Here is a 23,015-nt window from a genome sequence, read left to right as displayed (position 1 = left end):
TATGACGAGGTGAGCATAACTTGATGAAGGGCTTCACATAGGCGGGCGGGATGAGCCTGACGTCGTGACCGAGCCTGGACAGTTCCCGTCCCCAGAAATGCGCGCCGCCACATGCCTCCATCGCCACCAGGCACGGCGGCAACTTCTCGAAGAACTCGATCACCTGAGCTCTTCTGAGCTTCTTGCGTAAGACAGCATTGCCTTTGCTGTCAGCACCGTGGACCTGGAACACATTCTTCGCCAGATCCAGTCCAACCGTGATAATCTCCGACATGACCGCCTCCCAATACGGATTGTTGCGATCCCACTTTGGCACATCGATGCCGCCGGGGGGCGGTTACAGTATCAGCGCCCTACCAGCCCGGCGCCGGGCCGGTGCTGGACATGGGACCCTACTACCTGACCATGCTGACCTACCTGCTGGGGCCGGTGCGGGCGGTCAGCGCCGCCACCTCCTTCGGCGCGAAGACCCGCACGATCACCGCCGAGGGGCCGCTGCAGAATACCAGCTTCGAGGCAGGCACCCCGACCACCGCGCTGTCGCTGCTCGAATTCCACTCCGGCCCCATCGTCACCTTCGGCGCCTCCTGGGACGTCCACCGCCATTCCAACATGCCGATCGAGTTGCACGGCACCGCGGGCTCGCTGCGCCTGCCCGACCCGGACAATTTCGGCGACGTGGTGGCGCTGTCGCTGGGCGGCGCGGACTGGGCCGAGCACAGCTCCGAAGGCACGCCCTTCGGCACGACCAACTACCCATTCGACGCCCCCGACAGGGCCAACTACCGGGCGCTCGGTCTTGCGGAAATGGCCGAGGCGCTGGCGGAGGGCCGCACCCCCCGCGCTGGCGGCGCCCTCGCCTACCACGTGCTCGAGGTGCTCGAGGGCATCCTGCTGGCCGGAGAGCGCCCGGCGCGGGTCGAGATCGCCTCCTGCCCGGAGCAGCCGGCACTTCTGGACGAGGTGGCGGCGGAGGGGTTGCTGCGATGATCCGCGATACGCTTGCCCCCGGCGCCCGCGCCACGCTCGCCGCACAGGCGCAAGCGCCGGGCCGCCCGTTCGAGGAGATGAGCGCCGCCGAGGCCCGCGCCGCCTTCGATGCCGGCTGGCCGCTGCTGCAGCTGCCGCCCGATCCGGCGCTGGCCGAGGGGCCGATGCCGATGCCGCTCGGCGGAGGCGCGGCACTCTGCTGGCGCGGCTCCACGGCCCCCGCGAAGGGCGCGCGCTGCATCCTCTACCTGCACGGCGGAGGCTGGGTGGTCGGCAGCCCGGCCTCGCATGCGGCGATCTGCCAGAGGCTCGCCGCCGCCTGCCAGGCGGTGGTGGTCTGCCCGGACTACCGGCTCGCTCCCGAGCACCGCTTTCCTGCCGCAGCCGAGGATGCCATCGCCTGCCTCGGCGACCTGCCCGCATTGGTGGATCAGCTCGGAATTTCGGACGAGCGGATCGTCGTCGCGGGCGACAGCGCGGGCGGCAACCTTGCCGCCGTCGCGGCGCTGGCATCCTCGCGGGGAAGGTCCGCGCCGCGCCCGCGCGCGCAACTGCTGTTCTACCCCAACACCGACGCCACGCAGACGCACGAGAGCTACAGTCGCTTTGCCGAGGGCTTCGGACTGAGCACGCGCACCATGCGCTGGTTCCGCGACCAATACGCCGCGCCAGACGACGTTGACGACTGGCGCATCTCGCCGCTGCGCGCCGAGCTGACCGGTGCTCCGCCCGGCTTCGTGGCGCTGGTCGGGGCCGACATCCTGCATGACGAGGGGCGCGCCTATGCCGAGGCGCTGGCAGCGGCCGGGACCGAGGTCGAAGCGCGGCTCTGGGCCGGGCACCTGCACGCGTTTCTCAGCCATTGCCGCCACCGCGCAGTTCCTCGACCGGCTGGACGTCTGAACCGCGGAGCGGCTCAGGCCGAGGCGCGCATCACCAGCTTGGCTGGCAGCAGGGTCGAGCTGACCGAGCCGCGCTGCGCCTCGCCGGAGAGCTGTGCCAGCAGCTGTGCCCCGGCGGTGCGGGCGATGCCCTCGTAGTCCTGCGCCATGGTGGTCAGCGAGGGCGCGCTGTAGCGGCTCAGCGGGTGGTCGTCATGGCCCGCGACGCGCAGGTCGAACTCCGCGCTATGGCCGACCTTCAGCCCCTCTTCATGCGCCGCCGCGATCACCCCAAAGGCAAGCTGGTCGTTGGCGCAGAGCAGCGTTCGCCCCGGCAGCCCCGCGGCGATCAGCGCCTTCATCCGCTCGAAGCCCACCCGCTCGAGGTCCCAGGGGGTGTCGGTCTCGCTTTCGAGCACCAGTGGCGTCGCGCCATGTTCGCGCATGGCTGTGAGATAGGCGGCGCAACGCTCGCGCGTGCCGGGGTTCACCGGCGGCGTGTTGAAATAGACCGGCGGCTCGCCGGAACGGCAGAGATAGTCGACCATCGTGTCGATGCTCTGGCGGTTGTCGTTGCCGACGAAGGAGGCCATGCCGCCGATCGCGTTGTCGAGGAAGATGCAGGGCGTCGCCTCGACGAAGCGCTGCATGGCCTCGGTGTCCGAGGCAAAGCCGAGCGGCGCGATCAGCGCCCCACCCACGCGCAGCGACTGCAGCGTACGCAGCGCCTCGACCTCCAGCTCCGGCTGGCCGTGCGGCGAGATGGTCAGCGGCCAGTAGCCCTCGGCGCGCAGCAGCAGCTCCAGCCGGGTGACCAGCTGGGCGTAGAACGGGTCGGTGATCGCCGGGACGATGATGCCGATGGTGCGGGTGCGCTTGCGGTTGAGGTTCCGCGCGTAGAGGTTCGGCTGGTAGTCGGTTTCCTCGAGCTTGGCCTCGATCAGCGCCCGCGTCGAAGGCTTCACGCTTTCCGGGTCCTCGAAAACTTCGACAAGGTTGGACGCGAGACACCGCAGGCCCGCGCGAAATCCTCCATCGTGCGTGGCCGCTCCTCCTCCATGTGCTCCCCTTTGCCGTACCGATCCCTGTTCCCGAAGTTACCGTAAAGAAAAATTTCCAGCGCGCGCAAAGTTTTTTGCCCGGGCGCGCCTCGACTTGGCGTCACCCTGTTGCCGGAGGAAGCGACGCGCGGGGGGACGGCGCGTCAGGCGGCCCCCACCTCCAGCGGCTCGCGCCAGCCGTTGCGCTCGGCGAGCGCGAGACACGCCTCGATGCTCTCCACCGCCCCATAGGTGTCGACCGAGCGCAACGAAGCGGCGGCGGCGGCATGGGCGTAGGCGAGGCAGTCGCGCAGCGGAACGCCGCGGTGATGGCCGCAGAAGAACCCCGCGGCGAAGGCATCGCCCGCGCCGTTGGTGCCCTTCACCTCGGCCTGCGGTACGCGGGTCGAGGGGTACGACTGCACCGTGCCGTCGCGCTCCAGCGCCAGCGCGCCGCCGGGGAAATGCGCCACGGCGATCTCCATGCTGCCGAGTTCCATCACCCGATGCAGCGCAGCGAGCACACCGGGCACCGAAGTCGTGCCCTCTCGCACCGTCTGCATGTCGGCAAAAGCTCCGATCTCGTAATCGTTGACCACGAGGTAATCGAGATGCGGCAGGCAGGGCAGGATGATCCGCCGCAGATCGTCGCGGGGGATGCTCATCACCTCCATGTTGGTGCGCAACCCGGCAGCGCGGGCCTTCTTCAACACAGTGACCCAGCCGCTAGGATCGCCCTGACACGGTGCGTCGAGAAGCGCGTGGGTGCCGGGCAGGCCGAGATGCAGCATCCGGGCGGTGACACCCGCGAAATCGAAATGGTCAGGCGAGAGGTGATCGCTGGAGTCGGCTTCGAAGATATGCGTCCGCTTGCCGTTCTCGGCCGAAGTGAAGGCCATGGTGCGATGGGTGCGCAGCTTTGGGTCTACGTGGAACTGCGCGCAGTCGATGCCATGGTCCGATGCAACGCCGCGCAGCAGCCGCCCGTCCGGATCCTCGCCGCAGAGCCCGACGGTGGAGACCGGGATCTCGGGTGCGAGGCGGCGGATGTCGACGGCGAAGTTGCAACCCGCCCCGCCGCCCTGCGCCGAGGCCGACAGGATCCGCGTCGCCGTCTCTTCCTCGGGCCAGCGAGGCAGGACCATGTTGTGATCGACGCACCAGGTTCCCCCGGTGATGTAGCCGCTGCGCATGCTGCCCATGGCGTCATGCCCTCTCTCGTTGGTTCTTCGTTCCGCTGATCGGTGTGGCCGCGGGGGCGTGATACCCCCGCATGGCTCACGCGGCGCTTTTCAGCGCGTCCTTCGCCAGCACCGCCTCGGTGATCTGCACGTCGTCCTCAAGGGGGCGGCTCGGGGTGATGCCGCGCGACTGCAGCGTGCCGTGATAGGCGCGGGTCGCCTCCTCGGAGCCCATCTCGCCATCCGCCACGGCGCGCATCATGCGCACCATTTCCTGCGGATCATCGGCGAGGTTGATCTTGCGCCCGAAGAGCGCCACCCGCGCGCCGTAGCGCTCGATCTGCGCGATCAGTTCGAGACAATCGCGGGTCGTGCCCGCGCCGCCGCCGAGCACCCCAACGGTCACCGAGGGATCGTAGCTGACCAGCTCGTCGAGCGCCCGCGGGCCGTTGTAGGCGATCTTCAGGAATTCGGGCCGCTCGCGTTTCGACAGGCCCGCCATGCAGCGCATCATCGCGTCGTTGACGTAGCCGGGGATGTCCTCGGCCCCGATGCCGCAGTCGACGTTCGGGTTGAACACCTCGAGGAAGTAGCGGAAATCATTGGCCGCCGCATCCTCGCGGAAGGCGGCGAAATGCTCGAGCGACATGTAGTCGGCGTCGAGGTCGTTGTTGAAGGTGATCGAGTAGAGCCCGAGATCGCAGCCGAGCCGCTTTGCCTCGCCGAGGTTGGCGGTACGGAACGGGCGCGAGGGCTGCTTGGCGTAGCTGGCACCGCGGAACACCCAGACATCGGTGGTATCATTGGCCCGGATCGCCGGCGTCACGCGGCTGGTGTCATAGACCCCGCGCTCCTGCAGCGCCTCGAGGTTGGAGACCGAGGTCAGCATCACGTCGACCACATCCTGCGTGACGATGGCCTCGATGCTGTCGAGGAATTCGGGCCGGGTGCGGAAGGCCCCGGCGCTGCCGTCGGCATTGCGGTGCGGGCCGCAGGATTTGATCGACGGGCCCATGTCCCCGTCCTTGGCGTCGGCGATGATGAAGTCGCCCTTGCGGTAGCCGCCACTGCGGATGCGCGTGAGTTTCTCGTCCAGTCTCAGCATGTCTTGGTCCTTGCGGGGTTGGGAAGTGGGTTTCGGGTTCAGTCCGCGGGCTGGCCCGCGGGTGGCTCCATGGCGCCGGTCATGATCGCCACGGCGTCGGACATGGTCATCTCCGAGGGTCGGACCACCGCAACGCGGCGGCCGAGCCGGTGGATGTGCACGCGGTCGGCGATTTCGAAGACGTGCGGCATGTTGTGCGAGATCAGCACGATGGCGATGCCGCGGTCGCGCACGTCCCGGATGAGATCGAGCACCTTGCGGCTTTCCTTCACGCCGAGCGCCGCGGTGGGCTCGTCGAGGATCACCACCTTCGAGCCGAAGGCGCAGGCGCGCGCCACGGCGACGCCCTGCCGCTGCCCGCCCGAGAGCGTCTCGACCACCTGGTCGATGTTCTGGATGGTCATCAGGCCGAGGTCCGACAGGTGTTTCCGGGCCTCCTCGCGCATCCGCGCGCGGTCGAGCAGCCGGAAGAGCCCGCCGCGCAACCCCGGTACGCGGTACTCGCGCCCGAGGAAGAGGTTGTCGACGATGGTCAGCGCCGGCGCCAGCGCCAGCCCCTGGAACACCGTCTCGATACCCTTCGACCGCGCGTCCATCGGGCTGTGGAAGGCGACCTTCGCGCCGCCGAGGAAGATCTCGCCGGCGTCGGGGCGCACGGCCCCCGCAAGCGCCGAGATCATCGTCGACTTGCCCGCACCGTTGTCGCCGATGACCGCGAGGATCTCTCCCGGCATCAGGTCGAAATCGGCGCCGTCCATCGCCACGACCCGGCCGAAGGATTTGACCAGCCCGCGCGCCTTCAGCACCGGCTCGGGATTGGTCACGGGCCGCGCCATCATGTGGAGATCCTCCGCAGCCACTGGTCGAAGGAGACCGCGATGATGATCAGGAAGCCGATGGTGAACTCTTGCCAGAGCACGTCGAGCCCGGCGAGCGCCAGCCCGTTGCGGAAGAAGCCGACGATCAGCGCCCCGATCAGCGTGCCGATGATCGAGCCGCGCCCGCCGAAGAGGCTGGTACCGCCAATCACCACCGCGGTGATGCTGTCGAGGTTGGTCATCGCCCCGCCCAGCGGGCTGATCGCGCCGATGCGCCCGATCAGCAGCCAGCCGGCAAAGCCGCAGATCGCCCCGGCGGTGAGATAGACGGTGAACAGCACCTTGCGCGTGCCGATCCCCGAGAGCCGCGCGGCATTGGGATCGTTGCCCACCGCATAGATGTGCCGGCCATAGGCGGTGCGGTTAAGCACGTACCACAGCAGCCCGGCCAGCAGCAGCATAAGCAGCGAGCCGATGGTCAGCCGCGCCGCCCCCATGCGCAACGACTCGCCGGTCCATTGCAGGATCGGCGCGGCGGCCTCGATCTCCTGCTGGCGGATGGTCTCGCCGCCCGACCAGAACTGGATCAGCGCGTTGAACACGCTCCAGGTGCCCAAGGTGACGATGAACGGCGGCAGGCGGATCATCGTCACGAAGAACCCGTTGAGCGCACCGCAGCCCGAGCCGACCGCGATGCCGAGCGCCAGCGCCAGACCGGGCGGAACGTCATGGTCCATCGCCAGCCGACCCATGGCGACCGAGCTCAGCACCACGATCGCCCCGACCGACAGGTCGATCCCGGCGGTCAGGATGATCAGCGTCTGCGCCAGCGCCACGGTGCCGATGATGGTCACCTGCTGCAGCACCAGCGACAGGTTGAACGGGTGGAAGAAGCGCTGCCCGACCACCGACGAGAAGACCGCCAGCCCGAGCACCAGCACGAAGAGCGGGATGATCGTCGGATTGCCATGCAGCACGTTGATCACCCGCCGCGACAGGCGGGTGTCGTGGGTGGCGAACTGCGGCAGGTCGTTGCTGGTCATGTCAGGGATCCCGGATTGCGTTGGTCACGACGGGCCCGCCGTGGCGGGCCCCGTCGAAGCGCTTGCGAAGGTTCAGCCCCAGCAGAGCTCGAGCGCCTCTTCGCTGGTGATGGACTCGAGCCCCTCCACCGGCTTGTCGGTCACCAGCTTCACACCGGTGTTGTAGAAATCGAGCCCCTCGGACGGTTCCGGCATGGTGCCGTCCTTGGCATGGGCAACCACCGCCTCGACCCCGAGCGAGGCCATCAGCAGCGGGAACTGCATCGACGTCGCGCCGATCACCCCGTCCTGCACGTTGCGCACGCCGGGACAGCCGCCGTCCACCGAGGTGATCAGCACCGAGCCATCGTTTTTGCCCGCGCCCTTCAGCGCTTCCCAGGCACCTGCGGCGGTGGGCTCGTTGATCGTGTAGACAACATTGACGTCGTAATCCTTCTGCAGCAGCGTCTCCATGCCGTCGCGGCCACCGACCTCGGAGCCGCCCGCCATCTCGTGGCCGACGATCCGCGGATCGTCCTCGTCGTCGCGCCGGTCGGGGTTCTTGATGTCGATGCCGAAGCCTTCCATGAATCCCTGGTCCCGTTTCACGTCGACGGTGGGCTGGCTCTCGTGGGCGTCGAGAAAGGCGATCTTGGCCGATTGCGCGGCCTCCTCGCCCAGCGTTTTCAGCGCCCATTGACCGATCATCTCGCCGGCGAGGAAGTTGTCGGTGGCAAAGGTCGCATCCGCCGCGTCGATCGGCTCCAGCGGGGTGTCGAGCGCGATGACGAGGATCCCCGCGTCGCGCGCCTTCTGCACCGTCGGCACGATCGCCTTGGTGTCGCTGGCCAGCAGCAGGATACCGTCGGCCCCGGCGGCGATGAGGTTCTCGATGGCGGTGATCTGCGTGTCGTTGTCGCCGTCGTACTTGCCGGCGAAGGCCTGGAACTTCACGCCCAGCTCCTCGGCCTTGGCGGCCGCGCCCACGCGCATCTTGGCAAAGAACGGGTTGGTGTCGGTCTTGGTGATCAGCCCGACGAGAATGTCGTCATCCTGAGCCCATGCCGCCGGGGCGCCTGCAATCAGGGCCACCGGGGCGGCAAGCATCAGGGCCGTGGCGGACCCTGCGGCCCCCAGCCTAAAAAGCGTTTTCATAGTGTCCTCCCAAAATGCGCAGCTCCTCCCTGCGCATGTTCAGTGGGCAGAATGGGGAAACTTCTGTCAAGAAAGATTCATATATTGCTATACTTTTGTAAATCACTTATCATAAGTGGCAAATTCGCGAGGATGCCGTAAGGTCATGGAGCAGCATGGAAAATCCCGGTCACGACCCGATATACCGCCTGCTGCTCGACGGGCCTCCGCGCAGTGCGCGCGAGATCGAAACCCACGTCGGCCTGTCCCGCGTCACCGCCGGGCAGAGAATCAAGGCGCTGGCCCGGAACGGTCTGATCACCGAGGGTGACAGCCTCGCCTCGGGCGGCGGACGACCGGCGCGCACCTGGCGGATCAACCCGCATCATCGCAACCTCATCGGCATCGACGTCGGCGAGCAGATGGCACGGGTGACGCTTTTCTCTTTAGATCTTGATGTGCTGGACGAGGCGCTGCTGGAGATCGACCTGCGCGCCGATCCCGCCCGCACGCTCGAGGCGCTGGCGGCCTGCGCCGAGCGGCTTGCGAACGGCGACCGGGCGAGCGCCCCCGTCGCCGGGCTCTGCATCGCCCTGCCCGCCCCGATCGACTACCGTCAGGGCCGCGTCGCCAAGCCCTCGGTGATGTACGGCTGGGAAGAACTCGATCTGCGCGCGCTCTTGCGGACCCGGCTCAAGATGCCCGTGGCGCTGGACAACGACGTCAACCTGATGTGCCTCGCCGAGCAGCGGCTGCACTGGCCCGAGACCCGGCATTTCGTCTTCATCAAGGCAGGCACCGGGATCGGCTGCGGGATGATCACCGACGGTCAGCTTCTGCGCGGCGCCTTCGGCACCTCGGGCGACATCGGCCACATTCAGCACAGTCCCGAGCCGCATCGGCTGTGTCGCTGCGGCAAGCAGGGCTGCATCGAGGCCCATGCGGCGGGCTGGGCGCTGGCACGTGACCTGCAGGCGCAGGGACACGACTGTCGCGACGCGCGCGAGGTTATGCAGCTCTATGTCCGGGGCGCGCCCGAGTGCCGCGCGCTGGTCAACGCCAGCAGCCGGATCATCGGCACGGTAGCGGCCGATCTCGTCGCGATGCTGAACCCCGAGGTGCTGGTGATCGGCGGCACGCTCTCCGGCGCGGGCGAGGCGATGTTGGCGGGGATCCGCGAGAGGGTCTACCAACGCTGCCTGCCGCTTGCGACCGAACGGCTGCAGATCGGCTCGGCGCGCGGCGACCTGCGATTGGCGGTTATTGGCGCAGCGCTGCTGGTGCGGGCACAGCTGAGCGGATCGCGCTGAGAGCCATGTCTGTCGATTTCCGCCCAGAACTGATGGGGTTGTCTAAACACCATTGTCGCGTCAAGCCCTGCTCGCCTGATTGCGTGCCTGCCGGATGCATGGTTGTCTCCGCGGTCGGTATAGGTCGCCACATGTTGGGCGTCGCGGGAAGAGGCTTCAATGTGGATGACGCACTCTGTCGGAAGACGGTGCAACCCCATCAACGGAATGGCTCGGCCCACGTCCCGGCAGGGACGTCTCAAGCGTTCGGAACCCGAACGCTATCCGCTGGAGGTCAGGTTGCAACCCCTGGCTGGGGATCGAAAACTCGCCGTTCTTGAGCATCGCATGCATGATCACTGCCAGTTTGCGGGCCACCGCAACAGCGGCGCGCTTGAAGCCGCTCCTTTCGTGCAGCCTGAGCCCCCATGTACACAAGCCGCTTTCGGCCCGGACGCCGGTCAGGCTGATCGCCGCAGCCTCGTAGAGCAGCCAGCGCAGATGCCGATCGCCGCGCCGAGAGATATGGCCGTCATAATCAACCTCTCCGGACTGGTAGCGGCGAGTTGTCAGGCCGACCCAGGCCCCGACGGCGCGTGAGTTCCAGAAGTTGGCTGGATCCTCAATGGCAGCGACGAAGGATGTCGCGGTGACCGCGCCGATGCCGGGGATCGACATCAGAAGGCAGCAATCGGTGCTCTGGCGTGCGGTGGCGACAAGCCGTGTTCCGAGGCCCGCCACCTGCGTGCGAATGCTGCGCCAGGCGTCCAGCAACGGCAGAACGAGGGCAGCGAGTTCCGTCCGATCGGCGAAAAGGTGTCGGACATTCCGCTCGAATTTGCGTCCCTTGCCCGCGGGAACGATCAGGCCGAACGTCTTCATGACGCCGCGGATCTGGTTAGAAAGCTGAGTGGTCATCCGGACCAGCTGGTTGCGTGCCCCGACGAGCGTGCGTGTTAGCATACTGTCGAACCCCTTCACGCGCACCTCGCGAAAGAACCCGACCTCGGCAAGACGCGCCAGACCGTCAGCATCCTTCGCGTCGGTCTTGTTCGGCGCCATGTCGAGTGCTGCCTTGGCATGACGCGCGTCAATACACATCGCTGGCAGTCCTCTGGCACTGAACGCGTGATAGAACTTGTCTGCCCCACTTGAGTGGTCCAGTTGGCGTTGTTGCAGAACGGCGGCCTGAGGTATGAGTGGCCCTTTCCCGTCGGTGCTCAGGCCACGCGGACAACCTCGGCGGTGCCGAGCGCGTTGAAGCGATTGATAAGGGCGACCCGGATGTGGATTTCGGCGGTTTGGCGATCGGGATCCCGCGCAGCGATGCGCTCACCGAAAGCCTTCAGGCATCGCATCTTGGCTTCCACGCGGCTGCGGGCGTGATATCCGGTCCACCGCTTCCAGAATGCCCGACCGTAATAACGCGTGGCGCGCAGGGTTTCGTTGCGCGCCTTGGCAGCCGGGCAGTCCTCTTTCCAAGCCCGACCGTTCCTTCGGATCGGTATGATTGCCGTGCCGCCGCGCGCGATGACGGCGCTGTGGCAGCGGCGGGTATCGTCGGCACCATCTGCGGTCACGGTGCCAATGTCCTCGTCCTCAGGGATCTGGCCAAGCAGGTCCGGCAGGACGGGGCTGTCGCCTTCCCGGCTCGGGGTGAACTCGACCGCGCGGATGTCGGATGTGGCAGTGTCCATCGCCAGATGCACCTTGCGCCATTGGCGACGCCCCTGAACGCCATGCTTCCGGGCCTGCCATTCGCCGTCGCCAAGAAACTTGATGCCCGTGCTGTCCACCAGCAGGTTCAGCGGTCCGCCAGCACGGCGATAAGGGATCTGCACCTTCAGGGTCTTCTGCCTGCGGCACAGCGTCGAGTAGTCCGGAATAGGCCAATCCAGCCCAGCAAGGCGCAGGAGGCTCGCGACCATCCCGGCTGTCTGCCTGAGCGGCAGCTTGAACAGAACCTTGATCGATAGGCAAAACTGGATCGCGGCGTTCGAAAAGACCGGCGGGCGCCCCGCGCGTCCCTCATGCGGCGCGTGCCAGGTCATCTCCTTGTCCAGCCAGATCAGCAGCGACCCGCGCATCCTGAGCGCATCGGTATAGGTGGACCAGTTCGTAGTGCGGTAGCGGGAGGGCTTCGGCTTGCTCATGGTGTTCGTCTAACCGCATGGATTCCCGATGTGAATCCTTCACCGGCCGAGTTCTGCAACAACGCCATGCCTACTGGCAATCCTCACCCGACATATTCTCTTGTCGGGCAATAGCTGGATAAGATCTGGCGTCGCCCGGCTATTGACGTGCTGAGATGCGCGGATCCCTTCCGGGAGTGGCGCGGTCCGGATGGCACGCCAAACGAGCTTAGTCCAGCTCCGTCAGAAAGGGCAATCCAACCGGCAGGTCTTCGGGCGTCAGATTCTTGACGCGTCCGACCGCAACGTCGCAGGCCTGCTCGAGGTGCCGCTCAAGCGCCGCGGCCGCCTCGCGCACGAACCCGCCCTGGAGCGCCTCGAGTACAAGCAGGTGCTGGTCAATCGTGCTGTACACTGACGCTTCGGAACGGGTCGCGGTGAAGGAGATATGCGTCGAGATAAGGGGCAGCTGGCTGCGCTCGATGGAATCCGCAAGAATCCGGTTCTGGCAGGACAGCACGATATCGCGATGCAGCCATTGCTCGATCAGCAACAGCTCGGGAACGCCGACCTCCGACACCGCGCCGCGCATACGCCGGAGCTCGGCAATCTGGTGCGCCACCGTCCCTTGCGGCAGAAGGCCAACCGCCTCGACCAGAGCCACCGGCTCGAGCAGCAGGCGCATGGTGTAGTGGTCCTGCACGTCCTGCTCGGTCATCGGGCCGACCTGCCAGCGCCCATTGGCCTGCTGCCGCACCAGCCCGACGCGCTCCATCCGCGTAATGATTTCATGCGCGACGCTGCGGCTGACGCCATAATGCTCGGCCATCGCCTTCTCGTTGACGCCGAAGCTGCCAAACACCATGGCCGAGGCGATCGCTGTCTGCGCCTCCTCGAAGAGCCGTTGTCGCCAGTTGCGAGATTCAAGCCCGTCTCGGGCGATGGTCGGAATCGCAAGAACCGGGGCGTCCTCGTCGCACGCGTCTGTGCAATCACCCAGCACGCGGTAACCGCGACGGCCGTTGAACTCCAGCAGGCCCTCGCTCTCGAGCCGCTTCAGCGCAGCGCGAATCGGCACCCGGCTTAGCGTGAACTGACGCGCCAATTCGGACTCTCGCAGACGCATGCCCGACCGCAGCTTGCCACTCGCAAGGTTGTCGACCAGCACAGCGTAGACCACGTCCTGCAGGCGTTTCGGCTCTGGTTTCATACGATTAGTCGCCCTTTCCTGTCGGTTTCAATTGAATGCTTTCTGTTGGATTTTTGCAATGCGTCTCCGCATATTTGTATCTTGCCGACATTATACATTAGTTGCTACGACTCTCGTAGAGGCACTCATTTTGCCAGGGAGGAAAACACAGTGACCCGACAGAGATTGACAGCTACCGCCATCGCCTTGATGGCCTCCACCGCTCTTGCCGCTCCGGCACTCGCGGCCGATACCGAATTGAAGTTCGCCCATGTCTATCCCGATGGCAGCCTGTTCGATCAGGCCCTGGAGCGGGCCTCGGACGCGATCGAAGAATCCACCGAGGGGCGTTACGCGCTGGCCATATTCCCGGCCTCGGCACTGGGCAACGAGGAGGCGCTGAACGACGCGCTGTCTCTTGGCTCGATCGATCTCATCTACACCGGCGTCGCCTTCATGGCGCAGTCGGTTCCCGAGATCGCCATCTCGGACTACCCCTACGTCTACCGCGACTTCGCTCACTGGGAAGGATTCTGGCAGAGCGATCTTCTGAAGGGGCTGATGGAATCCTACACCGAGGTGACCGGCAACGCGTTCGTCACCAGCACCTACTACGGCCAACGCCACGTCACGGCGAACAAGCCGATCCTCAAGCCTTCCGATATGGAAGGGCTGAAGATCCGCGTCGCCAATGCCCCGGCCTACCTGATGTTCCCCGAGGCGACCGGAGCCAACCCGACGCCGATGGCCTTCTCCGAGGTCTACCTCGGGCTGCAGCAGGGTGCGGTCGACGCACAGGAGAACCCGCTGCCGACGATCCAGTCCTCGCAGTTCTACGAGGTCCAGAGCGACATCAGCCTGACCGGCCACATCACCGCGACGCTGGTGACGCTGATGTCGGGCTACACTGCCGAGAAGCTCTCGGAAAAGGACCACGACGCGATCTTCACCGCGCTGCAGGAGGCCGCGGACTGGGCCACCGAAGAGACCCGCGCCAATGAGGCCGACCTGATTTCCTTCTTCGAGGACGAGGGCGTCTCGGTCCACGAAGTCGACCGCCAGCCCTTCATCGACGCGGTGACCCCCTACCTGACGGATTACGACACCGTGCCCTGGGACGAGGCGACCTTCACCGCGCTTCAGGCCATCGGGCGCTGAACCGCCATGATCCAGCATCAGACCCACGCGAGCCAACAGGCTCGCGACCCCCACGCCGTGCCCGAACCTGACGCGCTCGACGAGACCATCGTGCGAGAGATGGACGCCGGGATGGAGGATGTCTCCGACGTCCGCTGGTGGGACTACCCGGTTTTCGCCGTCTTCTGGGCGCTGATGGCCGTGGTCTTCCTGCAGTTCTTCTCGCGCTACGTGCTCAACTCGTCGATCGGCTGGACCGAGGAGATCGCCCGCTACCTGCTGATCGTGCTGACCTTCACCGGCTCGCTGATCTGCCTGCGCAAGCGTAGCCACATCCACCTCGAGATCGTGCTCGATCGGGTCTCCGAGAAGACCGCCCGCGTCCTGCGCCTGATCGGTGACCTTGTCAGCCTGGTGTTCTTCTGCGGGCTCGGCTGGACCGGCATCGCGCTGGCCGAGCGTATGAGCCGACAGCGGCTGATCAGCCTCGATCTGTCGCGCGGCGTCTTCTACTGGATCGTCACCGCCGCACTCGGCCTGGCCGCGGTGCTGGTGGCCTGGCAGATCCTGCGCAACCGGGGAGCGCGCTGACATGGCCCTGACTCTGATGTTCGCCGCGCTGGCCCTGCTGATTGCCATAGGTGCGCCGATCTCGATCGCGCTCGGCGCCTCCTCGCTGCTTTACATTCTGCTCGAGGGGCTGCCGTCGATCGCCGCGCTCAACTACATGATCAACGGGGTGAACAGCTTTTCGCTGCTCGCGGTGCCCTTCTTCATCATGGCCGGCAACCTGATGAACTCGGGCGGCATCACCTCGCGCATTTTCGACTTTGCCCGCGCCGTCGCCGGCTGGGCCCCGGGCGGGCTCGGTCACGTCAACGTCGGCGCCAGCGTGATCTTCTCTGGGATGTCCGGCGCCGCCGTCGCCGATGCCGGGGGGCTCGGCAATATCGAGATCAAGGCGATGCGCGACGCCGGCTACGAGACCGATTTCGCCGTCGGCATCACCGCCGCCTCCTCGACCATCGGTCCGATCATCCCGCCCTCGCTGCCGCTGGTGCTCTACGGGGTCACCGCCTCGGTCTCGATTGGCGATCTTTTCCTCGCAGGGATCGTGCCGGGGCTGCTGATGGCGCTCTCGCTGGTGCTCATGGTCGCCTGGTACTCGCACCGGCGCCACTACCCGCGCGACCGCGCCTTCGATCCGCGCTATGTCTGGCACACCTTCCGCCACGCCTTCCTGCCGCTCTGCACGCCCGCGATCATCATCGGCGGCATCGGCACCGGGGTGTTCACCCCGACCGAAGCGGCGGTGGCGGCGGTGGCCTACGCGCTGGTGCTCGGACTTCTGGTCTACCGCACGCTGACCCCGAAGGCGCTGATCCGCATCACCATGGACAGCCTCGAGACCACCGCATCGATCATGATGATCGTGGCCGGCGCGGCGATCTTCGCCTGGATCCTCACCGCCAACCAGTCGGCACAGGCTGTCGCCGGCGCGGTGCTCGCTCTGACGCAGAACCGAGAGCTGGTGCTGCTGCTGATCATGCTGCTGGTGCTGGTGGTCGGCTGCTTCATGGAGACCATCGCCGCGATCACCATCCTGGTGCCGGTCTTGCTGCCGGTGGCGCAGACGGTGGGCATCGATCCGGTGCATCTTGGCATCATTGTCGTGCTCAACCTGATGCTGGGCCTGCTGACACCGCCCGTTGGCATGGTGCTCTTCGTGCTGAGCCGCGTGTCGCAGGTGCCCTTCGAGCAATGCATGCGCGCCACGCTGCCCTTCCTCGTACCGCTGGTGATCGTGCTGTTCCTGCTCGCCTATTTCCCGCAGCTCAGCCTCTGGCTGCCCGACCTGCTGAACCCCTGAACGTGGAAAGACCTATGAAAATCACGTCTCTCAAGACCTTCATCCTGCACGTGCCCGTGACCCGCAACGGCGTTGCGGACAGCACCCACACGCTCACCCACTGGGGCGCCCCGGGGGTCATCATCGAAACCGACGCGGGGATCACCGGCTATGGCTACACCGGCACCCATGCCCACCTGCCCTCGGACCGTCTGATCACCCAGTGCATCGAGACCTGCTTCGACTGGATCGTCGGCCGCGACCCGCTGGAGACCACCGCCCTCTACCGCGAGATGGAACGCTTTCCGCCGGTGCAATGGGTCGGGCGAGGCGGCATCTCGCATCTCGCCATCGGCGCGATCGACGTGGCGCTCTGGGATATCAAGGCCAAAGCGGCGGAGCAGACGCTGTGGCAGAGCATGGGCGGAGCTGAGCGACCGATCCTCGCCTACAACACCGACGGTGGCTGGCTGAACTGGCCTCTCGAGACGCTGGTTTCGGACTGCAAGCGGCTGGTCGAGGAAGAGGGTTATCTCGGCGTGAAGATCAAGGTCGGCTCGCCCAACCTCGCCACCGACATCGAGCGGCTCGAGGCGGTACGCAAAGCGATCGGCAACAAGGTCACGCTGGCGGTCGACGCCAACGGCCGCATGGACCTGCCTACCGCGATCCGCTTCGGCCGGCACCTCGCCGACTGCGACGTGATGTGGTTCGAAGAGCCGCTCTGGTACGACGACGTCATCAGCCACAAGCGGCTGGCCGAGACTATCCAGACCCCCATCGCTCTCGGCGAGCAGCTTTACCTCGCCCATAACTTCCAGACCTTCTTCGACGCCAGGGCGTTGCATTACGCGCAGCCTGACGTGGCGCGGCTCGGCGGTGTCACCCCGTGGATCCAGGTGGCTGACATGGCCATGGCGCGCGGCCTGCCGGTGGTCAGCCACGTCGGCGACATGGGCCAGATGCACATCCACACCGCCATTGGCCACCCGTCGAGCGATATGCTCGAGTATATCCCCTGGCTGCGCGAGTGTTTCGCCGAACCCGTCAGCGTCACCGACGGCTGGTACGACGTCCCGCGCGAGCCGGGCGCTGGCACCACGCTGCGCGCGGACGCCCTCGAACGTTTCGGTGTGGCATGAGCGGCGCCGGAATGATGAAGGCCGTGCAAATCGACGCGCCCGCGTCGATTTCGCTGGTCGAGCGCCCCAAGCCCGCGCCCGCGGCCGGCGAGGTGCGACTGGCGCTCACCCACGTAGGCTACTGCGGCTCGGACCTCAGCAGCTTCCAGGGCCGCAACCCGATGGTCAGCTTCCCGCGAGTTCCCGGCCACGAGATCGCCGCGGTAGTGGATGCGCTTGGTGAGGGTGTCGAGGGGCTGAGCCCCGGCCAGCCCTGCACCGTGCTGCCCTATTTCAATTGCGGAACCTGTATCGCCTGCCGCAAGGGCCGGCCAAACGCCTGCCGCAACAACCAGACGATGGGCGTGCAGCGCGAGGGCGCGATGGCCTCCTACGCCTGCGTGCCGGCCGCCCATGTGATCCCCGTCGACGGCTTCGCGCAGCGCGATCTCGCGCTTATCGAGCCAATCGCGGTGGGCTTCCACGCGGTCGAACGTTCCAACCTCGGTGCCGACGACACGGTTGCGGTGCTCGGCGTCGGGATGATCGGCCTCGGTGTGCTCCTGGGCGCAGTGGCGCGCGGCGCGCGGGTGATCGCGGTTGATGTAGCCGATGCCAAGCTCGACCTCGCCCGCCGACTTGGCGCGACCGAGACGATCGACGGCGCCGCTGAAGACACCGTCCAGCGCCTTGCCGAGCTGACTGGTGGCGATGGGCCGACGGTGATCATCGAGGCGGCGGGCGCCGCCGCCACCTTTCGCCAGGCGGTCGATGCGGTCTCCTCCTGCGGGCGCGTGGTCTATGTCGGCTACACCAAGACCGAGGTCTCCTACGAGACTCGGCTGTTCCCGATGAAGGAGATCGAGATCTTCGGTTCGCGAGGTGCGACCCGCGACGATTTCCGGCGCGTCGTCGACTTCCTCCGCGCTCGGCCCGGCATCTGCGATCTCATTATCAGCAGCATGCCCGGGATCGCACAGGCGACCGAGGCGATGCTGGCCTGGGCCGCAGACCCCGGCTCGGTGACAAAAATCGTCATCGAAATGGACACCGCCGCGACGGAGACCGCCTGATGCCGCTCGATCTCTCCGCCTATTCCCTTGCGGGACACCGCGTTCTGCTCACCGGAGGTAGCGGCGGCATCGGAATGGGAGTGGCACGCTGCCTTATCGCTGCAGGGGCCGAGGTCATCGTCTCGGGGACGCGGGCCGAGAAACTTGCCGCGGCACGGACCGCGCTGGGGGGCAATGTCGGGACGGTGGTGCATGACGTCACCCGGTTTGGCGAGGCCGAGGCGCTCGCGATGCGCGTAGAGGCAGACTACGGCCCGGTGAGCGCGCTGATCAACAACGCGGGCAACACCGTCAAGAAGCCGATCGCCGAGATGAGCGACGCGGATTTTTCCTCGGTGATGGAAACGCATGTGGCCGGAGCCTTCGCTCTGAGCCGGGCGTTCCTGCCGCAGATCACGGCCTCGGGGAAGGGCTCGATTCTCTTCACCGCCTCGATGGCCTCCTACCTCGGCATCCCGCATGTAATCGGTTATTCGGCCGCCAAGACCGCGCTGCTTGGCATGGTGCGTGCGATGGCGACCGAGCTTGCACCGGAAGGCGTGCGGGTCAATGGCGTGGCGCCGGGCTGGATCGGCACCGATATGGTGCGCAAGAACACGGCCACCGACCCCGAACGTCTGGCAAAGATCATGGGACGGATTCCGATGAATCGCTTCGGTGAGCCTGAGGACATCGGCATGGCCATGACCTTCTTGCTCTCCCAGGCCGCGAAATACGTCACCGGCCAAGTGCTTGCGGTCGACGGCGGCGCGCAGACGGGCTTCTGAGAGACGCGCCCGGCGAAGATCTTGGCGCCGCTCCCCTGCGCCAAGAAATTCTCTTCAGTCAAAGCGAAGCTCGCTCGATCCCACCTTGGCACAGCGATGCCGTCGGGGGGCGGTTACATCATCGAGGGCCCCGCCTTCTCCCACTCGTGCATCCGCTCTTCCCAAAGGCTGTTTTTTCGATCGACCCGTCCGATCTGCTGCTCGACGATCGCGGGATTCCACTCAGAGTGAAGCAGTACGACGACCCGGCAGGCCTCGTGAAGATTCAGCCCCTCTCGACCAACCTGTGCGGGATTGCGGTGCTCAGGTGGCAGGCTAGTCCGCCGTCCAGCCGCCGTCGAGCATCAGGGCGCTGCCGGTCATCAGCGCGGAGGCGCTGGAGGCAAGAAACACCGCCGCGCCGGTTACGTCATCCACCTGCCCGAGGCGCCCGAGCTTGATCTTCGACTGCACCGAGGCGCGAAAGGCGCGGTTCTCGAAGAAGGGCTTGGTCATCGGGGTCTCGATGAAGGTCGGGCAGATCGTATTGACCCGGATGCCATGCTCGCCGAGTTCGACCGCGAGCGCCTTGGTAAAGCCCTCGATGGCCCATTTCGATGCGCAGTAGAGCGTCCGGTCACGGGCCCCAACATGTCCCATCTGCGAGGACATGTTGATGACCGAGCCGCCCTGCCCCGCCGCCACCATGCGCCGGGTGACCGCACGGGCGCAGAACATCGCGGCCTTGAGGTTCAGCCCCAAGACGGCGTCGTAATCCTCCTCGGTAACTTCGGAGAGCGGCTTCGGACGGTTCGTGCCGGCGTTGTTGACGAAGACGTCGAAGGGCGCGCGTGCCTCGACCGCCGTCTCGAAGGCGGCGATGTCGGTCACGTCGAGCGCCAGCGCCTCGGCGGCGAGACCGTCGGCGCGCAGCTCTGCCGCCGCGGCCTCGATCTCGGGCGCGGTGCGGGCGCAAAGGGTCACCTCCGCCCCCGCTTCCGCGTAGGCCTGCGCGATGGCGAGGCCGATGCCCCGCCCCGCGCCGCTCACCAGCGCACGCCTGCCGTCGAGCCGGAAATCGGGCAGCATGGCCATCATTCCGCCGCCTCGCGATAGGGAGCCGCCTCGCCGAAGGGCACGTTCTGACCACCGTAGCGGCGCACCCGGATGTTGCACTGCTCGGCGTGGCCCACGAAGCCCTCGAGCATGCACAGGCGCGAGCCGTATTCGCCGATCAGCGTCGCGGCTTCGTCGGTGGTCACCTTCTGGTAGCTGTGGGTCTTGAGAAACTTGCCGACCCAGAGCCCGCCGGTATAGCGGCCCGCCTTCTTGGTGGGCAGCGTGTGGTTGGTACCGATCACCTTGTCGCCGTTGGCGACGTTGGTCCGCGCCCCGAGGAACAATGCCCCGTAGGAGTGCATCTTCTCGAGGAACCAGTCATCGCGGTCGGTCATCACCTGTACGTGCTCCGAGGCGATGTCGTTGGCCACGTCGAGCATCTCGTCGTAGCTGTCGCAGACGATGACCTCGCCGTAGTCCTGCCAGCTCATCCTGGCGGTGCCGGCGGTGGGCAGGATCTCGAGCAGCCGGTCGATCTCGGTGAGGGTGTCCTCGGCAAGCTTGCGTGAGTTGGTCACCAGCACGGCGGGTGAGTTGTAGCCATGCTCGGCCTGCCCCAGCAGATCGGTGGCGCAGAGCTCGGCGTCGACGGTCTCGTCGGCGATCACCATGGTCTCGGTCGGTCCGGCGAAGAGGTCGATGCCGACGCGACCGAAGAGCTGGCGCTTGGCCTCGGCCACGAAGGCGTTGCCGGGGCCGACCAGCATGTGCACCGGCTCGATGGTCTCGGTGCCGATGGCCATGGCGCCGATGGCCTGGATACCGCCTAGCACGTAGATCTCGTGGGCACCGCCGAAGTGCATGGCGGCGATCACCGCCGGGTTGGGCTTGCCCTGGAATGGCGGCGTGCAGGCGATGATGCGCGGCACCTCCGCAACCGATGCGGTGGCCACCGACATGTGCGCCGAGGCGACCATCGGGAACTTGCCGCCGGGCACGTAGCAGCCCACCGACTGCACGGGGATGTTCTTGTGCCCGAGGATGACGCCCGGCATCGTCTCGACCTCGAGATCGAGCATGGTGTCGCGCTGCGCCTGCGCGAAGTTGCGCACCTGCTCCTGCGCGAACCTGATGTCGGCGACCTCGCGCTCGGAGAGCTGGCCGATCAGATCGTCGATCTCACGCTTGCTGAGGCGGAAGCTCTCGGGCGTGTAGCTGTCGAATTTCTCCGACAACTCGCGCACCGCGACATCACCGCGGGCCTCGATGTCTTTGAGGGTGGATTCCACGATGCCGCGGGTCTTGGCGTCGTCCTCGGCCCGGTCGGCCTCGGGCATGCCACGTTTGAGATAAGTCACTGACATGGTGTTTCCTTTCGAAGTCGGAGAATGGGGAAGCAGGCCGACGCGGTCACCCGGTTAGCCCCTGCGATGTCTTGAGGGCCACGAGGCGCGAGAGCTTGGCGTCGCGCCAGGCCCGGCGCTCGGCGAGATCCTCGGCGGGAAGCGCAGCGCGGCGTTCCTCGGTGGCCTTGGCGATGACCCCGTCGGGCCAGGGGCCGCGCGGCGGCGTGCGCACCATCCCGGAATAGAGACCGCGCAGCCGGACGGCGTAATCCTCGATGCCGCCGGGCGCGTTGAGGTCGATGGTCTCGAACGGCCCCATGAACGACCAACGCAGGCCGAGACCGTGCGCGATGGTCGCGTCGATGTCGGCAAGGCTCGCGATGCCGTCCTCGTAGAGTGCCCAGGCCTCGTTCAGCAGCACGCCCTGAAGACGGTTCAGCACGAAGCCGTCGATCTCGCGCGTGAGGTGCACGGGCACCTGCCCGACCGCGCGCATGAGGTCGGCGACCTGCTCGACCCCCTCGGCCGCGGTCCAGGGCGCGGGCACGATCTCGACCACCGGCACGAGATGCGGCGGGTTCACCGGGTGGGCGATCATGTAGCGGTCGCGATTGCTGCAGCCCTCGGTGAAACGCGAGGCGGGGATACCCGACGAGGACGAGCCGACCAGCGTGGCCGGGCCGATGGCAGCGTCGAGCTCGCGGCTGACGGCGGTTTTGGCTTTGACCGTCTCGAACACCGACTCCTGTACGTAGAAGGCGTCCTCGACCGCCGCGGCCAGCGTGTCATGCACGCTGAGCCGCGCCAGCACGCTCTCGGGGTCATCCACCAGACCGACCTCCTGGAGGTCGGCACAGCTTTCCTTCGCCCACGGCAGGATGCGCCCGCGCACCTCTTCCGAGGGGTCGTAGGCGCGGACGGTATAGCCCGCGCGGGCGAAGACGAGCGCCCAGCCAGAGCCCACGAGGCCCGCACCGACGATGGCGATGGTTTTGTTGTCGGTCATTAGGACACCTTCGAGCTTTCACCGTCGGCAAGGCAGATCTCGGTGATCCGCAGGCCCTCTTTCGAGGTCCGCGACGGGAAGGTGTCGTTCAGCCGCTCCTCGTGGATCGGGATCACGCGGCGCGCCTCGTAGCCCGCCTGCGACATCATCTCCTCGGTGGCGAGGATCAGGTTCGTCTGGCTGCCGACGGCGAGACCGACCGGGGTATACATCTCCTCGACATCGACGACCGAGCCGTCGTTGGTGATGTTGTCGAACTGGTAGACGAGGTCGCCGGCCAGAACCCAGGTGTCGTCGGACTGTTTCTTGCCGTCGTTGCGCACGGTGACCCACATAGAGCCCCAGGTGTGGCTGTCGGGCGCGGCGTGCAGGTCGATGCCCGGAAGCACGTCCTCGACCGCGCCGTCGACGGTCACCAGCCGCTTGTCGCGGGCAAGATCCACACCGCGCACGATGTCGCCGGGGTCGACCGCGACCATCATCCAGCGCATTCGGTCGGGCAGTGACATCGCCCAGACCCACTTCGAGATCTCGCGCTCCTGGATGTAAAATTTCGTGTTCGGGAAGTCCTCGACGTTGCCGAAGTGATCAAAGTGAGCATGGGTGATGAAGCAGGTGTCGACCTCTTCCGGGGTCACGCCGACCTCGGCCAGCACGGTCTTAGGGTCGCGCCAGTTCTCAACGCCGAAGCGGTCGCCGAGGGTCTTGCCGTAGTCCTTATCGTTGTAGCCCACGTCGACCATGGCGACATGATCGCGGCCCTTGATGACGACGTAGCAGTAGGGAAGCTTCACGTAGCCTTCGTTGTGCGCGCCGTAGAGAACGCCGCTCTTGTGGTAATTCGGCACGTAGCTGTACTCGAGCACCCAGATGGAATAGTCAGCCATTCTTCTCCTC

Annotated in this window: 20 protein-coding genes and 3 pseudogenes; 9 read left to right on the top strand and 14 right to left on the bottom strand. The window is 66.4% G+C overall.

Features of this window, described 5'->3' with window-relative positions:
• Window positions 1-19: 19 nt before the first annotated feature.
• Window positions 20-274 (bottom strand): annotated as a pseudogene (locus ACXAJT_RS14130) (IS110 family transposase); the annotation flags it as partial.
• Window positions 275-309: 35 nt separating this feature from the next.
• Between ACXAJT_RS14130 and ACXAJT_RS14125 the strand changes: the two are divergent.
• Both ACXAJT_RS14125 and ACXAJT_RS14120 read left to right on the top strand, forming a co-directional pair.
• Window positions 310-990, top strand: a complete 681-nt coding sequence (locus ACXAJT_RS14125) for a Gfo/Idh/MocA family protein (protein WP_475236238.1) — start codon at window positions 310-312, stop codon at window positions 988-990.
• Window positions 987-1,835 (top strand): annotated as a pseudogene (locus tag ACXAJT_RS14120) (alpha/beta hydrolase); the annotation flags it as partial. The gene ACXAJT_RS14125 and the pseudogene ACXAJT_RS14120, both read left to right, overlap by 4 nt.
• A 71-nt stretch (window positions 1,836-1,906) precedes the next feature.
• Here ACXAJT_RS14120 and ACXAJT_RS14115 read toward each other — a convergent pair.
• The 6 genes from ACXAJT_RS14115 to ACXAJT_RS14090 form a co-directional block, all read right to left on the bottom strand.
• Entirely contained in the window at window positions 1,907-2,836 is a 930-nt protein-coding gene (locus ACXAJT_RS14115) for a LacI family DNA-binding transcriptional regulator (RefSeq protein WP_475236237.1), read from the bottom strand.
• A 239-nt stretch (window positions 2,837-3,075) separates the two neighbouring features.
• Window positions 3,076-4,113 (bottom strand): carbohydrate kinase family protein, encoded by a 1,038-nt coding sequence (locus ACXAJT_RS14110; protein WP_475236234.1) that lies wholly within the window; start codon window positions 4,111-4,113, stop codon window positions 3,076-3,078.
• Window positions 4,114-4,189: 76 nt separating this feature from the next.
• Entirely contained in the window at window positions 4,190-5,197 is a 1,008-nt protein-coding gene (locus tag ACXAJT_RS14105; RefSeq protein ID WP_475236232.1) for a hypothetical protein, read from the bottom strand.
• Window positions 5,198-5,235: 38 nt separating this feature from the next.
• Window positions 5,236-6,036, bottom strand: coding sequence for an ATP-binding cassette domain-containing protein (locus tag ACXAJT_RS14100; RefSeq protein ID WP_475236231.1), 801 nt, complete (start codon window positions 6,034-6,036; stop codon window positions 5,236-5,238).
• The gene (locus ACXAJT_RS14095) at window positions 6,033-7,058 is read right to left on the bottom strand and encodes an ABC transporter permease (protein WP_475236230.1); all 1,026 of its coding nucleotides are present in this window, start codon (window positions 7,056-7,058) and stop codon (window positions 6,033-6,035) included. The genes ACXAJT_RS14100 and ACXAJT_RS14095 overlap by 4 nt, the downstream gene beginning before the upstream one ends.
• Window positions 7,059-7,130: 72 nt before the next feature.
• A complete protein-coding gene (locus tag ACXAJT_RS14090; RefSeq protein ID WP_475236228.1) occupies window positions 7,131-8,192 on the bottom strand; it encodes a substrate-binding domain-containing protein in 1,062 nt (353 codons plus the stop codon).
• Window positions 8,193-8,347: 155 nt separating this feature from the next.
• Here ACXAJT_RS14090 and ACXAJT_RS14085 point away from each other — a divergent pair, with 155 nt between their 5' ends.
• Window positions 8,348-9,481 carry an ROK family protein gene (locus tag ACXAJT_RS14085; RefSeq protein ID WP_475236227.1) on the top strand — a complete coding sequence of 378 codons (1,134 nt, stop codon included), beginning with the start codon at window positions 8,348-8,350 and terminating at the stop codon, window positions 9,479-9,481.
• 309 nt (window positions 9,482-9,790) lie between these two features.
• On the opposite strand, the pseudogene ACXAJT_RS14080 reads toward ACXAJT_RS14085, so the two are convergent.
• The 3 genes and pseudogenes from ACXAJT_RS14080 to ACXAJT_RS14070 form a co-directional block, all read right to left on the bottom strand.
• Window positions 9,791-10,597, bottom strand: a pseudogene (locus tag ACXAJT_RS14080) (IS110 family RNA-guided transposase); the annotation flags it as partial.
• 83 nt (window positions 10,598-10,680) lie between these two features.
• Window positions 10,681-11,613, bottom strand: coding sequence for an IS5 family transposase (locus tag ACXAJT_RS14075; protein ID WP_475236225.1), 933 nt, complete (start codon window positions 11,611-11,613; stop codon window positions 10,681-10,683).
• 208 nt (window positions 11,614-11,821) lie between these two features.
• Window positions 11,822-12,802, bottom strand: a complete 981-nt coding sequence (locus ACXAJT_RS14070) for a GntR family transcriptional regulator (protein ID WP_475236221.1) — start codon at window positions 12,800-12,802, stop codon at window positions 11,822-11,824.
• 150 nt (window positions 12,803-12,952) lie between these two features.
• Between ACXAJT_RS14070 and ACXAJT_RS14065 the strand changes: the two genes are divergently transcribed.
• The 6 genes from ACXAJT_RS14065 to ACXAJT_RS14040 are packed head-to-tail and all read left to right on the top strand — an operon-like array spanning window position 12,953 to window position 18,728.
• Window positions 12,953-13,939: a sialic acid TRAP transporter substrate-binding protein SiaP gene (locus ACXAJT_RS14065; RefSeq protein ID WP_475236219.1), complete on the top strand. Its 987-nt coding sequence runs from the start codon at window positions 12,953-12,955 to the stop codon at window positions 13,937-13,939.
• A gap of 6 nt (window positions 13,940-13,945) precedes the next feature.
• A complete protein-coding gene (locus ACXAJT_RS14060; RefSeq protein WP_475236217.1) occupies window positions 13,946-14,509 on the top strand; it encodes a TRAP transporter small permease in 564 nt (187 codons plus the stop codon).
• Between the two features lies 1 nt (window position 14,510).
• Entirely contained in the window at window positions 14,511-15,788 is a 1,278-nt protein-coding gene (locus ACXAJT_RS14055) for a TRAP transporter large permease (protein ID WP_475236216.1), read from the top strand.
• A gap of 14 nt (window positions 15,789-15,802) precedes the next feature.
• Window positions 15,803-16,909 (top strand): mandelate racemase/muconate lactonizing enzyme family protein, encoded by a 1,107-nt coding sequence (locus tag ACXAJT_RS14050; protein ID WP_475236215.1) that lies wholly within the window; start codon window positions 15,803-15,805, stop codon window positions 16,907-16,909.
• Between the two features lie 11 nt (window positions 16,910-16,920).
• Window positions 16,921-17,961, top strand: a complete 1,041-nt coding sequence (locus ACXAJT_RS14045) for a zinc-binding alcohol dehydrogenase family protein (RefSeq protein WP_475236214.1) — start codon at window positions 16,921-16,923, stop codon at window positions 17,959-17,961.
• Complete coding sequence (locus tag ACXAJT_RS14040) at window positions 17,961-18,728, top strand: SDR family NAD(P)-dependent oxidoreductase (RefSeq protein WP_475236213.1); 768 nt, start codon at window positions 17,961-17,963, stop codon at window positions 18,726-18,728. The genes ACXAJT_RS14045 and ACXAJT_RS14040 overlap by 1 nt, the downstream gene beginning before the upstream one ends.
• A 315-nt stretch (window positions 18,729-19,043) precedes the next feature.
• On the opposite strand, the gene ACXAJT_RS14035 is transcribed toward ACXAJT_RS14040, so the two are convergent.
• From ACXAJT_RS14035 to ACXAJT_RS14020, 4 genes are read right to left on the bottom strand one after another with little or no spacing between them, the layout of a single operon-like run.
• A complete protein-coding gene (locus tag ACXAJT_RS14035; RefSeq protein WP_475236212.1) occupies window positions 19,044-19,802 on the bottom strand; it encodes an SDR family NAD(P)-dependent oxidoreductase in 759 nt (252 codons plus the stop codon).
• Complete coding sequence (gene hisD / locus ACXAJT_RS14030) at window positions 19,802-21,130, bottom strand: histidinol dehydrogenase (protein ID WP_475236211.1); 1,329 nt, start codon at window positions 21,128-21,130, stop codon at window positions 19,802-19,804. The genes ACXAJT_RS14035 and hisD overlap by 1 nt, the downstream gene beginning before the upstream one ends.
• Before the next feature lie 46 nt (window positions 21,131-21,176).
• Window positions 21,177-22,118: a 3-hydroxyacyl-CoA dehydrogenase gene (locus ACXAJT_RS14025; protein WP_475236210.1), complete on the bottom strand. Its 942-nt coding sequence runs from the start codon at window positions 22,116-22,118 to the stop codon at window positions 21,177-21,179.
• The gene (locus ACXAJT_RS14020; protein WP_475236209.1) at window positions 22,118-23,005 is read right to left on the bottom strand and encodes an N-acyl homoserine lactonase family protein; all 888 of its coding nucleotides are present in this window, start codon (window positions 23,003-23,005) and stop codon (window positions 22,118-22,120) included. Before ACXAJT_RS14020 ends, ACXAJT_RS14025 begins: the two co-directional genes overlap by 1 nt.
• Window positions 23,006-23,015: the final 10 nt, after the last annotated feature.

The organism is Salipiger sp. ABF4_146, from assembly GCF_056161345.1.
Note: the sequence above shows the minus strand (reverse complement) of the source record. Positions and strands in the feature narration are given on the sequence as shown.